This window comes from Brevundimonas diminuta (assembly GCF_022654015.1).
Classification (GTDB): Bacteria; Pseudomonadota; Alphaproteobacteria; order Caulobacterales; family Caulobacteraceae; genus Brevundimonas; species Brevundimonas diminuta_C.
In genome coordinates this window covers 2235140-2249750 of the sequence record NZ_CP073063.1, presented here as the reverse complement: position 1 = coordinate 2249750, position 14611 = coordinate 2235140, and the positions used below count along the sequence as shown (strand labels likewise).

The following is a 14611-nucleotide window of genomic DNA, read 5'->3' as shown; positions in this document are numbered from 1 at the left end:
ATCAGCGAGCCGCGCGCCGCCTCTCCAACATCAGGGCGACCGCAAGGCCCCCTGCGCCCAGACCGGCCATGACCGCCCAGGCGGCGATGACGGTCGAGGTGAACTCACCGCGCCAGATCACGGCCTGATAGGCCTCGATGGCCCAGGCGTGGGGCGTGATCCAGCCGAGGTCGCGGAAGGCCTCGGGCATCAAAAAGCGCGGCGCCATCGATCCGCCAAGAGCGGCCAGCAACAGGACCACGAAGGTCGTCAGCGGCTGAGCCTGTTCGCGCGACCGACATGCCGACGTCAGGGCCAGGGCCAGGCCGGCGGCGCAGAAACCGACCGCTAACGCGGTGACCGCCGCCGCCGCCATCTGCCAGGGCTCCAGGGCGGGCAGCTTGACCCAGGCCGCGACGAAGACCGTCGCCGACTGCATCACGCCCACCGCCGTCAGCCAGACGGCGCGTCCAGCCAGGATGGGCGCAAGGCCGCCGCGCGCCAGGGCCAAACGTGACTGAAGACCGGATCGCCGCTCGTCCAGCCCGCCCATGGCCCCGTGCATGGCGGCGAAGAAGACGAACATGACGCTGACCGCGCCCGCATAATAGGTCGCCTGCACATCACCCTGGGGACCGATCTGCAGCGTCTGAACGCGCGGTGCGGGTCGTGCGACCTGACCCGACAGCGCGGCGGCCATCGGCTCCAGCCGCGCCTGAAGCGCCGATGCCGCCACGTCCCGGCCGGCGGCGGAAACGATCACCAGTTTTGGCGGTCCCTGCGTCGAGGGACGGATCAGTATGCCCGCGTCGGCGCGACCGTCGATGACGGCGCGGTCGAAGGCCTCGCGATCTTCGGCGACGCGAAGACGCGCGCCCATGTCCTTCGACACCGCCTCGCGGACCGCCGCCGTCGCGGGCGTGCGCGACGCGTCATGCAGGACGACGGTGGTGTCTATGTCGCCCCGCGCGCCCGCGCCGAAGATCGCCGCGAACAAAAGATAGACCAGGGGCGGCAGCAGCAGGGTCAGGATCACGCCTGCCCGGTCGCGCCAAAACCCTCTCGCCCAGGCGGCCGCCACCGCCATCATGACGGAGCCTGCGACAGCTGTGCGACCAGATCGTCCAGGCCGGGGCGGCGCACGGCGACCTCGCCATCCTCGCCATCGACGACGGCGGCCAGCATCTGGGCGATGGCCAACGCGTCCTCGCAGAGCCGACGCCACTCCAGCCCGTCTTCGGACGCGGTCAGCCCCGCCTGGGCGAACCATTGGGCAGCAGGGTCCGACGCCGGTCGGGTCAGGCGAATGCTGAGCAGCCGGGCTGAGCCGAAGGCGCGATGAAGTAGGGCGTTCGGCGCGCCTTCCGCCAGAAGTCGTCCCTGCGCCAGGACACCGATCCGGTCGGCCGTATCGGCGACGAAGACGGCGTCGTGACTGATCAGAAGGCAGCCGGCGCCGGCCTTTGCGGTTTCGCGCAGGGCAACGGACAGGACGCCGCGGGTCGCCGCATCCACCCCTTCCGTCGGTTCGTCGGCGATCAGCAGCCGCGGGCGCCCGACCAGGGCGGCGCTGAGGTTGGCGCGCCGTTTCCAGCCGCCGGACAGGGTGCGCACCGGCTGGTCCGCGCGCGGGCCGCACCCGGTCAGGTCGAGCGCGCGGTTCACCGCCGCGCCGCGATCCCGCTTGGGTACGCCGCACAGGCGCGCCGTGACATCGACGTTCTCGCGTGGCGACAGGGCTGGGAAAAGGGCGCTGTCCTGCGGCGCCAGCCCGATGCGCCCGCGTGGTCCGCCGCCTTCGCCCAGGACGACACGCCCGCGCCGCGCGGGCAGCAGACCCGAGGCGACACGCGCCACCGTGGACTTGCCCGCACCATTCGCCCCGAGCAGGGCATAGACCTCACCCGCAGCGATGCTCAGGCTGAAGTCGGTCAGCACGGATCGGCCGTCGTAGCCCGCATCGATCCCGCTCAGCGACAGGGCCGGCGCGACGTCAGACCCCAAGTTCGGCCTGCTGGAATAGGTCCAGGACGTAGAGGGCCAAGGGACTGTCATGGCCGACCGCCTCGACCGCCTTGGCCAAGGATTGCCGCACCGCCGCGCGAGTCCGGCATTCGCCCCACAGATCAACGAAGGTGGTGGTGTCGTCGTCCTGACCCACGTCCTTGCCGACCGCATCGACGGTTGAACAGACATCCAGCAGATCGTCGCAAAGCTGGAAGGCAAAGCCGATCGCCTCGCCGAAAATCGACAGCCGCGCCAGATCCTGCACGTCGCCGCCGCCGAGCAGACCGCCGCCGCGCACGGTGGCGACGACCAGGGCGCCGGTTTTCAGATCGTTGATCTGGCGCAGGGCGGTTTCGTCGCGATCCCTTGCGTCGTCGCGCAGATCGCGCATCTGACCCTCGGACAGACCATCGAAGCCGATCGCCTGCGTCAAAAGGTCCAGGGCCGCCAGACGCGTTTCCGCCGGCGCCGGAGTCCGCAGCACCAGACGCGTGGCCTGGTTCAACAGAGCCACGGCCGCCAGAACCGCCGTATCCTCGCCGTGGCGACGGTGCAGGGTCGGCTGGCCGCGACGCAGGGAGGCGTCGTCCATGCACGGCAGATCGTCCAGAACCAGCGACGCGGCATGGACCATTTCCAGCGCGCAGGCGTAGTCCAAGGCGTCTTCCGGCTCGCCGCCGACATGCGCCGCTGCCAGCATGGCCAGCACCGGCCGGAAGCGTTTTCCCTGTCCCAGCAAGGCCTCGCGGGCCGCCGTCGACAACAGGCCGTCATGCGCCGGGGCGACCTCGGCCAGACGCGCCTGGACCTGCAGACGCAGATCGTCGGGGTCGCAGGATGCGCCCGCCAGATGCGGTTGGCGCCGGATGCCGACGATGGCCATACAGATCTCCCATTGTCGCCGACGTCGCGTTGCGACCACGCGCCGAACCCTTATGATGCCATACGGCATCACGACTGCGTCGGATGCAACCCGCCAGGAGCCGTTTGCGATGTCCACCGACGCCGATGCCTTGATCCGGCGCAAGGACGAACACATCGACCACGTGCGGGCCGGGCGAGGCGTCAGCCAGACGACATCGGGTCTGGACGCCATCCGTTTTGTTCACGACGCCCTGCCGGATATCGATCACGACGCGATCGATCTGGCCACGCGCTTTCTAGGGCGCCGGGTCGCCTTGCCGTTCCTGATCAGTTCGATGACCGGCGGGCCGTCGCGGGCCGAGGCGATCAATGCACGGCTGGCCGAGGCCGCCCAGGCGTTAGGCGTCGTTCTGGCGGTTGGCTCGCAGCGCGTGGCGCTGGAGACGAAGGGCGGTTTGGGCCTGGGGCTGGATCTGCGTCGCCGGGCCCCCGATGCGATGATCCTGGCCAACCTGGGCGCCGTGCAGTTCGCCCTGGGTTATGGCGTTGACGAGGCGCGGCGGGCCATGGAAATGATCGGCGCCGACGCCCTGATCCTGCATCTCAATCCGTTGCAAGAAGGCGTTCAGCCCGAGGGCGATCGCGACTGGCGTGGCGTGGCGCGAGGCATCGAACGGGTCGCGGAGGCCTTCCCGGCTCGTCTGATCGTCAAGGAGACCGGCGCCGGCCTGTCGGGCGCGGTGGCGCGCCGTTTGGCGGATATGGGCGTCGCCGCGCTGGACGTGGCCGGGGCGGGCGGCACCAACTGGGGCCTGATCGAAGGCGCACGAGCGACGGGCGGTCGGGCGGAAGCGCTGGCCGCGCCCTTCGCCGGCTGGGGCGTACCGACGGCCCGCAGCCTGGCAGACTGCGCCCAAGCCGCGCCGGAACTGGATCTGATCGGATCGGGCGGCATCCGCGACGGGCTTGATGCGGCGCGTGCGATCCGGCTGGGCGCCTGTCTGGTCGGCCAGGCGGCGGGCGTGCTCGAAGCGGCGCTGACCTCGACCGAGGCGGTGGTCGATCATCTGGACTTGATGGCCGCTCAGCTGAGACTGGCCTGTTTCTGCACCGGGTCGGCGGACCTTACCGCCCTGGCTCAGGCGCCGTTGCTGGAAGCGCCGCGTTTCTGAGACAGTTCGGCCTTCAGCGCCCGCGCCGAGCGCACCCAGAGAAAACCGAACGATACGCAGCCCTCGCGCGTCCGCACCGCGTGATGCAGCCGGTGGGCCTGAATCCGCCGCGTCCAGAACCCCGATCGCCCCGCAATCCCCGTCGGGAACCGGCGATGCACCAGCCCGTCGTGGAAGAAGAAATAGATCAGTCCATAGGCTGTGACACCCAGGCCGATCGGCAGCAACCAAGGCCACAGATGCAGACCCAAGGCGACGAGGATGATGGCCGGGGCGGCGAACACCACCGCGAACAGGTCGTTCTTTTCCAGCACGTCGTCGTGCGGCTCATGATGGCTGCGGTGCCAGGTCCACAGAAGGCCGTGCATGACATAGCGATGCATCGCCCAGGCGAAGACCTCCATCCCCAGGAAGGTGGCGAGGAACAGCAGGATCATCGTCGGCCAAGACATGACCGCATCATAGGCGCTTTGGGGACCGCGCGTCACGACTTGACCCGGCGCGACGTTTCGCCGTCTGTGCGCCCATGTTGAAGGACCTGTTCGTCACCACCCTTGCACTCAGCCTGATCATCGGCGTGCGCTATCTGCTGGTCGGTGTCGTGACCCATGGCTTGCTATGGGGCGGAGCGGGACGGGGGTGTCAGCTGAATCACAGGCCGCCGGCGGCGAAACGCATCCGCGCCGAAGTCATTGCGTCCCTGATCGCCTGCCCGATCTACGCCCTGCCGGCCGCACTCGTCATCGAACTCTGGAAGCGCGGCGGGACGGCGATCTACGACAATATCCATGCTTGGCCGCTGTGGTGGCTGCCCGTCAGTTTCATCGTCTACATGCTGGCCCACGACGCCTTCTACTATTGGATCCACCGCGGGCTGCATCACCCGCGCATCTTCCCCTGGGCCCACGCCGAACATCATCGGTCGCGCGACCCCAGCGCCTTCGCCTCCTTCGCCTTCGATCCGGCCGAGGCGATCGCCACGGCCTGGTTCCTGCCGGCCCTGACCCTCTTCATCCCGATTCACTGGGGCGTGGCGCTGGCGCTGCTGACCCTGATGACCGCCACCGCCGTGCTGAACCACGCCGGCCGAGAAGTCTGGCCCGCGTCCTGGCTGAAACGCGCGCCCCTGCGCTGGATAATCACCGCCACCCACCACGACGCGCACCACAAACGCTTCAACGGCAATTACGGCCTGTATTTCCAGATGTGGGACCGATGGGCAGGCAGCGAGATTTCTTCCGCTCGGCGAAAAAACGAGGAGACTCGACCGCTTTGATCCAGGATGGTGGGGCGTTCTCAGCGGAAATCGGCGGGCTTTAGGCCATGCCGCTGCAGCTTGTCGTACAGCGTCTTCCTCGGAACCTGCATTTCGGCCAGCACTGCGGATATGTCCCCACGATGGGACTGGAGCGCGTCGCGCAGCAGTTCGCCTTCGAACCTGTTGACGCGGTCGGGAAGACTTAGGCCGTGATCGGGCGCGCGGGTGTTGTCATCGAGTGACAAGGCGACGCGTTCCGCAAAATGCGCCAGTTCGCGGATATTGCCGGGCCAGTCGGCCTCGACCAGCAGGCGTCTTACGCTGTCGCTTATAGAGGGAATATCGACGCCGTGGCGGTCCGCCGCGCGACGCAGGAAGTGGGCGAACAGCAGGGGAATGTCTTCTCGCCGTTCGCGCAGGGGCGGTACGCGGAGTCTCACCACGTTCAAACGGTAATAGAGGTCTTCGCGAAAGGCGCCCCCGCGCGCGGCCTCGCCCAGATCGATCTTTGACGAGGCCAGTACACGCAAATCTAAGGCGCGGGGCTCGTTGGCACCGATGGGATGGACCTCGCGTTCTTCCAGGACACGCAAAATCTTGACCTGAACGGCCAGAGGCATGCTCTCGACCTCGTCCAGAAACAATGAGCCGTTGTGGGCGCGTTCGACGTGCCCGACCCGGCGGCGCAAGGCTCCGGCGAAGGCGCCGAGTTCGTGTCCGAACAGTTCGCTCTCGATCAGCCCGTCAGGCAGGGCACCGGAGTTGACGGCGACGAACGGCGCCAATCGTCGCCGGCCGCCGTTGTGCAGGGCGCGCGCAACGGCCTCCTTTCCTGTGCCGGTTTCGCCTTCGATCAGCACGTCCATTCGGGCGTCGGCGATCTGAGCGATGGTGGCGCGGAGGGCGGTGATGGCGCGAGACGATCCGGCCAGGGGCAACTCCTGTCCGCTGTCCGAGGCCATCGCCAGCAAGCGACGGTTTTCCAGGACCAGACCGCGTTTTTCCAGAGCGCGGTTCAAGCTGTCTTGAAGGCGCTCAAACGGAAAAGGCTTAGCGACGAAGTCGTAGACGCCGTCCTTCATCGCTGCGACGGCGTCGGTGATGTCGCCATGGCCAGTGATCATGATGATCGGCAGGGCGGCGTCCAACGCTTGCAGGCGGCTGAGCAACTGACGGCCATCAAGGCCAGGCATCCGCAGGTCGGTGATCACGACGCCCGGAAAATCGGCGTCGATCGCTCTCAGCGCGGGTTCCGCCCCTGAGAAAGCGCGAACGTCATAACCTTCTAGGATCAGGCGCTCGACCAAGGCATGGCGGAAATCGGCGTCATCCTCGATCAGGGCGACGGCAGTGGGGCGGGCAAACTCCATCATGCGATCCTCAACGTGGCGACAAAGGTCGCTCCGATGTCCTCGTCGACCAAGTCGAGCTCGCCACCGAACCCGGCGATCAGATCTCGACAGATGACCAGACCCAGGCCGAGCCCATTTGCGCGTGTGGTGACAAAGGGCGTGAACAGTTGGGCGCGCACAGCGGGCGGGACGCCTGGACCATTGTCGGTAATGCTCAATCGAACACGGTCCTTATCGCGCGAGACCTTCAGCGTTAGTCGTGGCCGATCGCAGCCTTCCAGCGCTTCTGAGGCGTTCTTGACCAGATTGACGATCACCTGTTCCAGACGAAAGCGATCGGCGCGTACTGTGACGTCTGCGTCGCCTTCGCGGATCAGTTCGACGCCGCCCTCGTCCAATCGGCCGCGCGTTAACAGCAGAGCGCCGTGGATCGCGTCCTCCAGACGGACGATGCCGAGTTTGGGATCTGACTTTCTAGAAAAGACCCTCAGGCCTTCGGTGATGGCGCCGATGCGCTGGGTCAGGTCGCTGATCCGCATCAGCGCCCCTCGCGCCTTGGCGGGATCGTCGCGGTCAAGCAAAACGCCGGCGGTCTCTGCCTGGGTCTGGATGGCGGCGACCGGTTGATTGATCTCGTGCGCCACGCTGGCGACGATCTGCCCCAGTGCGGCGAGTTTGCTGGCTTGAACCAACTCGTCACGCAACAGTTCGCGTGCGGTCTCGGCTTGGCGGCGTTCCTCGATCTGGCGATTTAGGGCGGCGTTGGCGTTACGAAGCTCGTGGGTGCGTTCGTTGATCAGCCTCTCCAGTTCCAGCCGCGCCTCTTCCTCGGCACGGGCGCGGACAAGGGCCTGATGGCGACGACGCAGGAGCACGACGATGACGCCTGCCAGCAGGGTGACGATCAGGGCCGCAAGCGCCCGCGCGGTTGCGACGGCCGTCCCAATGGATCCACGATCCGGCGACAGCAGGTGCAGAGTCCAGCCGGGCGTTTCCGTTGGGATCGCCGCATGCATCCAGCGCTGCTCGCGGCCGTCGACTGGAGCCTGGATCAGACGCGGCCGATCGTTGGGCGGCGTTACGAAGGGGAGGGGGCGCAACGCCTCGGGTTGAAGCGTCTGATCGGTCAATGTCAGCCTCCGCCGACGTTCGTCCAGCGCTTCTGTGGTGCGGAAACGCCATGCCGGCACGCTGGTGATCAGCACGACGCCGCCGGGGTCGACAACATAGGCCGGCTCACCAGACGCGCGCCATTCGGCCTCGAGAGCGGCGAACTCGACCTTGACCACGACGACGCCCACGGCGGAGCCGCTCGACCCGTGAACACGCCGCGCCAGATAGAGTCCGGGTCGGCCGGACACGGTGCCCAAGGCGAAGAATTCCGCCTGGCCCTGGCGCATGGCGTTGATGAAATAGGGGCGAAACCCATAGTCGGCGCCGACGAAACTGGTCGGCAGGCGCCAGTTGCTGGCAGCGCGGGTTCGTCCGCTGGCGTCGATGATATAGATGGCGGCCGCTCGTGTCTGACGCGCCAAAGTCTCTAGTTTAAGGCTGACAGCATCGCCTTTGGCAGTCTGCGGGGCGCTCAGCAGGGCGGCGATGTCGGGATCGCTCGCCAACGCCAGCGGTAGGGAGCGGTGCTTCTCCAGTTCGCTGCGTAGCACGGCCGCGTGCAGGGCGGCGGCGGCCTCTGTCTGCCGAGCCAGTTCGATCTTAGCGTCACGCCGAGCGACCTCGCCTGCGCCGAAAGCCGCCAAGGCTGCGATCATGAACCAGCACACTGTCGTTACCAGCCAACGGGAGCGCCAAGGTTTTCGAGCCGAGTCTGTGACCGGTGCATCCTGCATGTTCGCAGTGTGCGGATAATCGCACGACAGGGCCAGCCTGCTGGGTGAAAAACCGCACAGATATCTCAACCGATCCTCACGACTCTCCGGAAAGTGCCGAATTTTCATAAACATCGAGAGGTTGGATCAATTGCTTTCGCGATGAGGGTTCTCGTTGGAAGCTCTATCCAACGGAGCGTGGCGAAGATCGCGCCCATCGAGGAGACTGCGGGATCACCCCCCGCACATCAGGAGCCCTTCGTGATCTCAGTCCCGTCAGAGGCCGCGCCGGTCGTTCGCCGGCCGTTCTATCGCCACCTGTATTTCCAGGTGCTGATCGCCATCGCGCTCGGCGCACTTATCGGGCACTTCTGGCCGACATTCGGCGAAAGCCTGAAGCCGCTGGGCGACGGATTCATCAAACTGGTGAAGATGGTGATCGCGCCGGTGATTTTCCTGACCATCGTGACCGGCATCGCCGGCATGCGTGATCTTGGCAGCGTCGGTCGCGTCGCCGCCAAGGCTTTCGCCTACTTCCTGGTCTTCTCGACTCTGGCTCTGATCGTGGGCCTGATCATCGCCAATCTAGTGCGTCCGGGCCATGGCTTGAACATCGACCCGGCGACGTTGAACGCCGGCGCGGTCGAGCAGTATGCGGCGGCCGCGCACGAGAGCACGATCGTCGGCTTCCTGATGGGCGTCATTCCCGACACGCTGGTCAGCGCCTTCTCGACCGGCAACATCCTGCAGGTTCTGTTCGTGTCGATCCTGTTTGGCCTCGCCCTGGCGTTGGTGGGAGAGCGGGCCCGGCCGGTGGTCGACCTGTTCGAGACCCTCAGCCTTGCCGTGTTCAAGCTGGTCGCTATCGTGATGAAGGCTGCGCCCATCGGCGCCTTCGGGGCCTTCGCCTTTACGATCGGCGCCTATGGCATCGCATCGATCGCCAATCTGGCCGCCTTGATCGTGACCTTCTACGTCACCGCGATCATCTTCGTCGTGGGCGTGCTGGGTCTGGTGGGCGTCGCCAACGGCTTCAACATTCTCAAGCTGATCCGTTACCTCAAGGAAGAGCTTCTGCTGGTGCTGGGCACTTCCAGTTCAGAGGCGGCCCTGCCCAGCCTGATCTCCAAGATGGAACGCGCGGGCGCCGCCAAGTCGGTCGTAGGCCTGGTCGTGCCGACCGGCTATTCGTTCAATCTGGACGGCACCAACATCTATATGACGATGGCGGCTCTGTTCATTGCTCAGGCGCTGAACATCGAACTCACCATTTGGCAGCAGATCACGCTTCTGCTGGTCGCCATGCTCAGCTCAAAAGGCGCAGCGGGCATCACGGGCGCGGGCTTCATCACCCTGGCGGCGACCCTGTCGGTCGTGCCGGATGTGCCAGTCGCCGGCATGGCGCTGATCCTGGGCATCGATCGCTTCATGAGCGAATGCCGGGCCCTGACCAACTTCATCGGCAACGCCGTGGCCACCATCGTCGTGGCCCGCTGGGAAAACGCGCTGGATCGCGACGCCCTGAAGGCCGCGCTGGACGGACATCCCTTGCCGGTGGCGGCGCTGCCTGACCCTGCGGCGGGGCCTGGAGACGATCTGGTTCTCGCCAAGGACTGACGGCGAGAACGACTTTTGAATGACGGGATCGCCGACATAACGACGGCCCGGGAGGAGGAAACATGAAGATGCAATCCAAGTTCGCACTGATGGCGGGCGCGGCCTCGGCTGTCCTGCTGATCTCGGCGGGAGCGGCTCTGGCTCAGGAGGCCCCGCCTCAATCCACTCCAGCGCAGGAGGCTGAGGCGGCGCAGGTCGAGGACATCGTCGTCGTCGGCTCCCAGATTCGCGGCGCCTCCACCACGGCGGCTCTGCCGGTGACCGTCGTCACGCAGGAAGAAATCATCGCGACCGGGGCCGTCAGCGGTGATGATCTGCTGCGGTCCATTCCCCAGATGGGCGATGTGCTGTTCTCCAGCGCCAACAATCCTCAAACCTCGAACGCCGCGCGAGGCGACGTCAACTCGGTCAATCTGCGCTCTCTCGGGGTCGGTAACACCCTGGTGCTCTTGAACGGGCGTCGGATCGTTCAGCACCCCACCAGCCAGGGGACGTCAGACACCGGCACGGTGCCGGTGCTCAGCTACAACTCCAACGCCATTCCCGTCTCAGGGCTGGAGCGGTTGGAGGTTCTGCTGGACGGCGCCGCCGCCATCTATGGCGCGGATGCGGTCGCGGGCGTCGTGAACACTGTGCTTCAGCAGGATTTCGATGGCTTGGAGATGAAGGCCCAGTACGGCGGCGCCGAGGGCACGCATCGCCGAGAATTCACCTTCGGTATGTTCGCAGGCAAGGATTTCGAGCGGGGCAATCTGTCGGGCTTCCTCGACTACATCAACCGCACCGCCCAGCAGGCCAGCGACGAACCCTATACCGCCTCTGACGACCGCCGCAGCCTGTTCGCCAACGTACCGGGCTATGAGAATTCGACCGACACCGATGGGCGCTCTTCCTATACAGCCTGGGCCAACTTCCAGACACCATTCCAGGTCCGACGGGGCACGACTGCTCTGACGACCGGCGCCGGCGCCTTCCACAATCAGCCTTCCAGCTTCGGCTGCACCGCGCCGGTTGGGGGTGATGTTTGCCTGGCCAGCGGCAATATCAGCTACAGCGGCGCTGGCCGCGAGTTGCGCTATGACGGGGCGCGGGGCACCACCCAATCGCCGGATATCGAACGGTTGAACCTGTTCGTGTCGGGTCACTACGATCTCGACAACGGCGTCACGGCCTTTGGCGAACTCGGCTATTACACGGCATCGACCCAAAACATTCAGCCGCCGACCATCCTGCTGAACCCGCTCTGGATCCCAGCCAGCAACTACTGGAATCCGTTTGGCCCCGTCACCTTTGCCGACGGCACGCGCAATCCCAATCGTCTCGCTGGCCTGACAAACGTCCCCACAGCCGGGACGGCCGTTAAGCTGGTTCGGTATCGCTTCAATGATCTGGGCGCCCAAGTGGTGGATGTCGACAACTGGCAGTCCCGATTCCTGGGCGGCCTGCGGGGCGAATGGCGCGGCTTCGATTGGGAAAGCGCGCTGTTGTATTCGGAAGCCGAGGCCACCGACAGCTCGAACGCTGTCAATCTGACCGCGCTTCAGGCCAATCTCGCCCTGTCGACGCCCGACGCCTACAATCCGTTCAGCGGCGGCTGTGTGAACGATACCAGCTTCGGCGATTGCACGCCCAGTTCTCAGGCCGCGATCGACGCCATCACGACCGACCTGACGCGGGTCTCCAAGACAACGCTGGCGCTGTGGGACTTCAAGCTCAGTCGTGCGGATGTCTTCGCGTTACCGGCCGGACCTGTCGGTATGGCCCTGGGCGTCGAGGCGCGTCGGGAAATTCAGCGTGACGACCGCGACGCCGATCTGGACGGCACCAACGTCTTCCGCGACAGCGTGTCGGGCGAGATCAGCCAGTCCAACATTGCGGCGGTCAGCTCAAACCCCGATACCTACGGCAAGCGCGAGGTCTATTCGGCCTATGTCGAGTTCGCTGTGCCTGTCGTTTCGCCCGAGATGAACATTCCGATGGTTCGCAGTCTCGATTTCCAACTGGCCGGCCGATACGAGCACTATTCCGACTTCGGCGATGTGGCCAAGCCCAAGATCGCCATGGCCTGGGACCTGGTCGAAGGCGTGCGCGTCCGGGGCTCGTATTCCGAGGGTTTCCGCGCCCCGAACCTGGAACAGACCAACGCGGCGCAATACGGGCGTCTGTCGACCAATAACGATTACATCCGCTGTGAGGCCGATCTGCGCCTGGGTCGGATCACCAACTTCAACCAATGTTCGCAACCCGCCAGCGCCTCGCTGCTGGTGTCGGGCAATCCCGAGCTTCAGCCCGAGGAAAGCACCAATCAGTCCATCGGCCTGGTTTTGCAGCCCTGGTTCATTCCCGAGCAGTTCGGCCGGTTCACCTTCACGCTGGACCGCTGGAAGATCGAGCAGGAGAAGATCGTCGGTCTGCTGGGCGCGCAGTCGAACGTCGTGCTGGACTATCTGAACATCTTGAACGGCACGCGGAACGACAACGTCAACCGTGCGGCGGTGACGGCCGACGACATCGCCTTCTTCCAAGGCAGCGGGATTAGCCCTGTCGGACAGATCGTTTCGGTCGAAGATCAGTTCATCAATCTGCTGCCACAGACGGTGGAGGGGCTCGACATCGGTCTTCAGTGGCGGCTGCGCGGCACGCCGTGGGGCAACTTCCGCGCCAGCGTGAATGCGGCGCACCTGACGAAGTTCGATCGTTCTCCCGGCCCCTTGGTCGAGTCGCTGTTCGCAGCGCGTGAAGCCGGCCAGATCAATGCGAACACGCCGCTGCCGATCTCTCAGACCCTGTTGGCTCGCAACGGCCGGCCGGAATGGCGGGTGACGGGCTCGTTCACCTGGTCGCAAGGGCCATGGCAGGTGGGCGCATTCACCCAATACAACAGCGCCGTCACCGAAACCGGCTTCCTCAGCGCCCAAGGCGATCCCTGGCAGGTCGATAGCCAGATCACTGGCAATCTGTATGGTCAGTATGAGTTCGGCGACAACGCCGGCTTTGCGTCCGGCACAACGGTTCGACTGGGGGCGCGCAACATCACTGACGAGCAGCCGCCGTTGACTTCGTCGGGCTATCTGGGTGCGCTCTACAATCCCTACGGCCGCTACTGGTACGCCAACATCTCCAAGACGTTCTAAGAGGGAGAGATGCGATGACCGACCGTCTCGTTCGATCTCTGGGGGCGCTGGTCGTCGCCTGGGCCGGCATCGCGCCGATGACGCAGGCGCAGGAAACGCAGACGGCCGTCGCGGCGGCTGTCGATTCTGCGCCTGCACCAGCCGATTGCCCGGACTTCGTGCCGCAACAGACGCGGTGCTGGTCGGGCAGGGCGGTCAAAGGCGGCTATTATTGGATCGCCGTCCCTAAGGACTGGAACGGCGCCCTGATCGTTCACGCGCATGGCGGACCCCGCACCAGCGCACCAGAACTGAACGATCCGCTGGAAGACATGGAGCGTTTCTCCATGACGGTGAAGGAAGGCTTCGCCTGGGCGGGCTCGACCTATCGCCGTGGCGGCTATGGCGTACGGATGGCCGCGGAAGATACGGACGATCTGCGCCAGATTTTCTGGAACGCCTTCGGCAAGCCACGTCGAACTCTGGTGCATGGCCAGTCCTGGGGCGGAAATGTCGCGGCCAAGACGGCTGAGCTCTACGCACGCGATGCCGAGGGACAGGTGGTGTGGGATGGCGTCGTCTTGACCAACGGCGTAATTGGCGGCGGAACCCGCACCTACCGCTTTCGCGCAGATTTGAGAGCGGTCTATCAGTTCTACTGCAACAACCATCCACTCCCGAACGAGACTCAGTATCCGCTGTGGCAGGGGCTGCCGCTAGACAGCGATCTGAACCGGGCGCAGCTGGCCGAGCGGGTCAAAACCTGCACGGGCGTGGGCCTGCCGCTTGCCGAGAGGTCGGCTGAGCAGAAGCGCAATCTGGCGGATATCCTGGCCGTGACGGGCGTGAACGAGGAACAGTTGGTTCCGCATCTGGCCTGGGCGACCTTCCTGTTCCGCGACATGGTTTTGCGCCGTCTTGACGGGCTGAACCCCTTCGACAACAGCCATACGGTCTATCAGGGTTCGCACGACGACGAGGCGTTGAACGCTGGCGTTCAGCGGTTCGCGGCTGATCCGATGGGTGTGGCGCGCTTGGCCTACGACGCGGATCTCAGCGGTCTGATCGTGGCGCCGACGCTGACAATTCACGCCAAGAATGATGCTACGGCCTTTGTCTCCAACGACGCGCTTTACAGGGAAACGGTCGCCGCGGCGGGACGATCGGACTTATTGGTCCAGACGTTCACAGACGAGTCCGAACATAGCCGCCTATCGCCGCCAGAGTACGTCGGTCTTTTCCAGGCGATGATGCGCTGGCTGGACGAGGGCGTGAAGCCGACGCCCGCTGACGTTGCCACGCTGTGTCAGGTGGCGGCTTCACGCTACGAGGACGGCTGTCATTTCGACACCACCTTCAAGCCGTCGACGGACAGCCGCGCCAACTGAAGCTGCCGCTGCGGCTCACAACGATCTGCTCCAAA

Annotated in this window: 11 protein-coding genes; 5 read left to right on the top strand and 6 right to left on the bottom strand. The window is 65.4% G+C overall.

What is annotated here, in order from left to right:
• Position 1 precedes the first annotated feature (1 nt).
• Genes KAK88_RS11195 through KAK88_RS11185 form a run of 3 tightly spaced genes read right to left on the bottom strand, consistent with a single transcriptional unit; the run spans position 2 to position 2869 of the window.
• Complete coding sequence (locus tag KAK88_RS11195) at positions 2 to 1015, bottom strand: ABC transporter permease (protein ID WP_242076702.1); 1014 nt, start codon at positions 1013 to 1015, stop codon at positions 2 to 4.
• A 50-nt stretch (positions 1016 to 1065) separates the two neighbouring features.
• A complete protein-coding gene (locus tag KAK88_RS11190) occupies positions 1066 to 1983 on the bottom strand; it encodes an ABC transporter ATP-binding protein (RefSeq protein WP_242076701.1) in 918 nt (305 codons plus the stop codon).
• A complete protein-coding gene (locus tag KAK88_RS11185) occupies positions 1973 to 2869 on the bottom strand; it encodes a polyprenyl synthetase family protein (protein ID WP_242076700.1) in 897 nt (298 codons plus the stop codon). The genes KAK88_RS11190 and KAK88_RS11185 overlap by 11 nt, the downstream gene beginning before the upstream one ends.
• A 109-nt stretch (positions 2870 to 2978) precedes the next feature.
• On the opposite strand from KAK88_RS11185, the gene fni reads away from it, so the two are divergent.
• A complete protein-coding gene (fni, locus tag KAK88_RS11180; RefSeq protein WP_242076699.1) occupies positions 2979 to 4022 on the top strand; it encodes a type 2 isopentenyl-diphosphate Delta-isomerase in 1044 nt (347 codons plus the stop codon).
• Here fni and KAK88_RS11175 read toward each other — a convergent pair.
• A complete protein-coding gene (locus KAK88_RS11175; protein WP_242076698.1) occupies positions 3989 to 4474 on the bottom strand; it encodes a sterol desaturase family protein in 486 nt (161 codons plus the stop codon). The genes fni and KAK88_RS11175 overlap by 34 nt on opposite strands.
• 74 nt (positions 4475 to 4548) lie before the next feature.
• Here KAK88_RS11175 and KAK88_RS11170 point away from each other — a divergent pair, with 74 nt between their 5' ends.
• Positions 4549 to 5298 (top strand): sterol desaturase family protein, encoded by a 750-nt coding sequence (locus KAK88_RS11170; protein ID WP_242076697.1) that lies wholly within the window; start codon positions 4549 to 4551, stop codon positions 5296 to 5298.
• 20 nt (positions 5299 to 5318) lie between these two features.
• On the opposite strand, the gene KAK88_RS11165 is transcribed toward KAK88_RS11170, so the two are convergent.
• Both KAK88_RS11165 and KAK88_RS11160 read right to left on the bottom strand, forming a co-directional pair.
• Entirely contained in the window at positions 5319 to 6653 is a 1335-nt protein-coding gene (locus KAK88_RS11165; protein ID WP_277928790.1) for a sigma-54-dependent transcriptional regulator, read from the bottom strand.
• Positions 6650 to 8401: an ATP-binding protein gene (locus KAK88_RS11160; protein WP_242076696.1), complete on the bottom strand. Its 1752-nt coding sequence runs from the start codon at positions 8399 to 8401 to the stop codon at positions 6650 to 6652. Before KAK88_RS11160 ends, KAK88_RS11165 begins: the two co-directional genes overlap by 4 nt.
• A gap of 321 nt (positions 8402 to 8722) precedes the next feature.
• On the opposite strand from KAK88_RS11160, the gene KAK88_RS11155 reads away from it, so the two are divergent.
• From KAK88_RS11155 to KAK88_RS11145, 3 genes are all read left to right on the top strand, one after another.
• Positions 8723 to 10075, top strand: coding sequence for a dicarboxylate/amino acid:cation symporter (locus KAK88_RS11155; RefSeq protein ID WP_431307218.1), 1353 nt, complete (start codon positions 8723 to 8725; stop codon positions 10073 to 10075).
• Between the two features lie 62 nt (positions 10076 to 10137).
• Positions 10138 to 13209 (top strand): TonB-dependent receptor domain-containing protein, encoded by a 3072-nt coding sequence (locus KAK88_RS11150; protein ID WP_242076694.1) that lies wholly within the window; start codon positions 10138 to 10140, stop codon positions 13207 to 13209.
• A gap of 14 nt (positions 13210 to 13223) precedes the next feature.
• Positions 13224 to 14576 carry a hypothetical protein gene (locus KAK88_RS11145; RefSeq protein WP_242076693.1) on the top strand — a complete coding sequence of 451 codons (1353 nt, stop codon included), beginning with the start codon at positions 13224 to 13226 and terminating at the stop codon, positions 14574 to 14576.
• The last annotated feature ends 35 nt before the right edge of the window (positions 14577 to 14611 follow it).

Excerpts from the sequence above, each read along its gene's own strand:
- KAK88_RS11185 (WP_242076700.1), bottom strand. The coding sequence starts at position 2,869 with ATGGCCATCGTCGGCATCCGGCGCCAACCGCATCTGGCGGGCGCATCC.
- KAK88_RS11175 (WP_242076698.1), bottom strand. The coding sequence starts at position 4,474 with ATGTCTTGGCCGACGATGATCCTGCTGTTCCTCGCCACCTTCCTGGGG.
- fni (WP_242076699.1), top strand. The coding sequence starts at position 2,979 with ATGTCCACCGACGCCGATGCCTTGATCCGGCGCAAGGACGAACACATC.
- KAK88_RS11150 (WP_242076694.1), top strand. The coding sequence starts at position 10,138 with ATGAAGATGCAATCCAAGTTCGCACTGATGGCGGGCGCGGCCTCGGCT.
- KAK88_RS11165 (WP_277928790.1), bottom strand. The coding sequence starts at position 6,653 with ATGATGGAGTTTGCCCGCCCCACTGCCGTCGCCCTGATCGAGGATGAC.
- KAK88_RS11170 (WP_242076697.1), top strand. The coding sequence starts at position 4,549 with ATGTTGAAGGACCTGTTCGTCACCACCCTTGCACTCAGCCTGATCATC.
- KAK88_RS11160 (WP_242076696.1), bottom strand. The coding sequence starts at position 8,401 with ATGATCGCAGCCTTGGCGGCTTTCGGCGCAGGCGAGGTCGCTCGGCGT.
- KAK88_RS11145 (WP_242076693.1), top strand. The coding sequence starts at position 13,224 with ATGACCGACCGTCTCGTTCGATCTCTGGGGGCGCTGGTCGTCGCCTGG.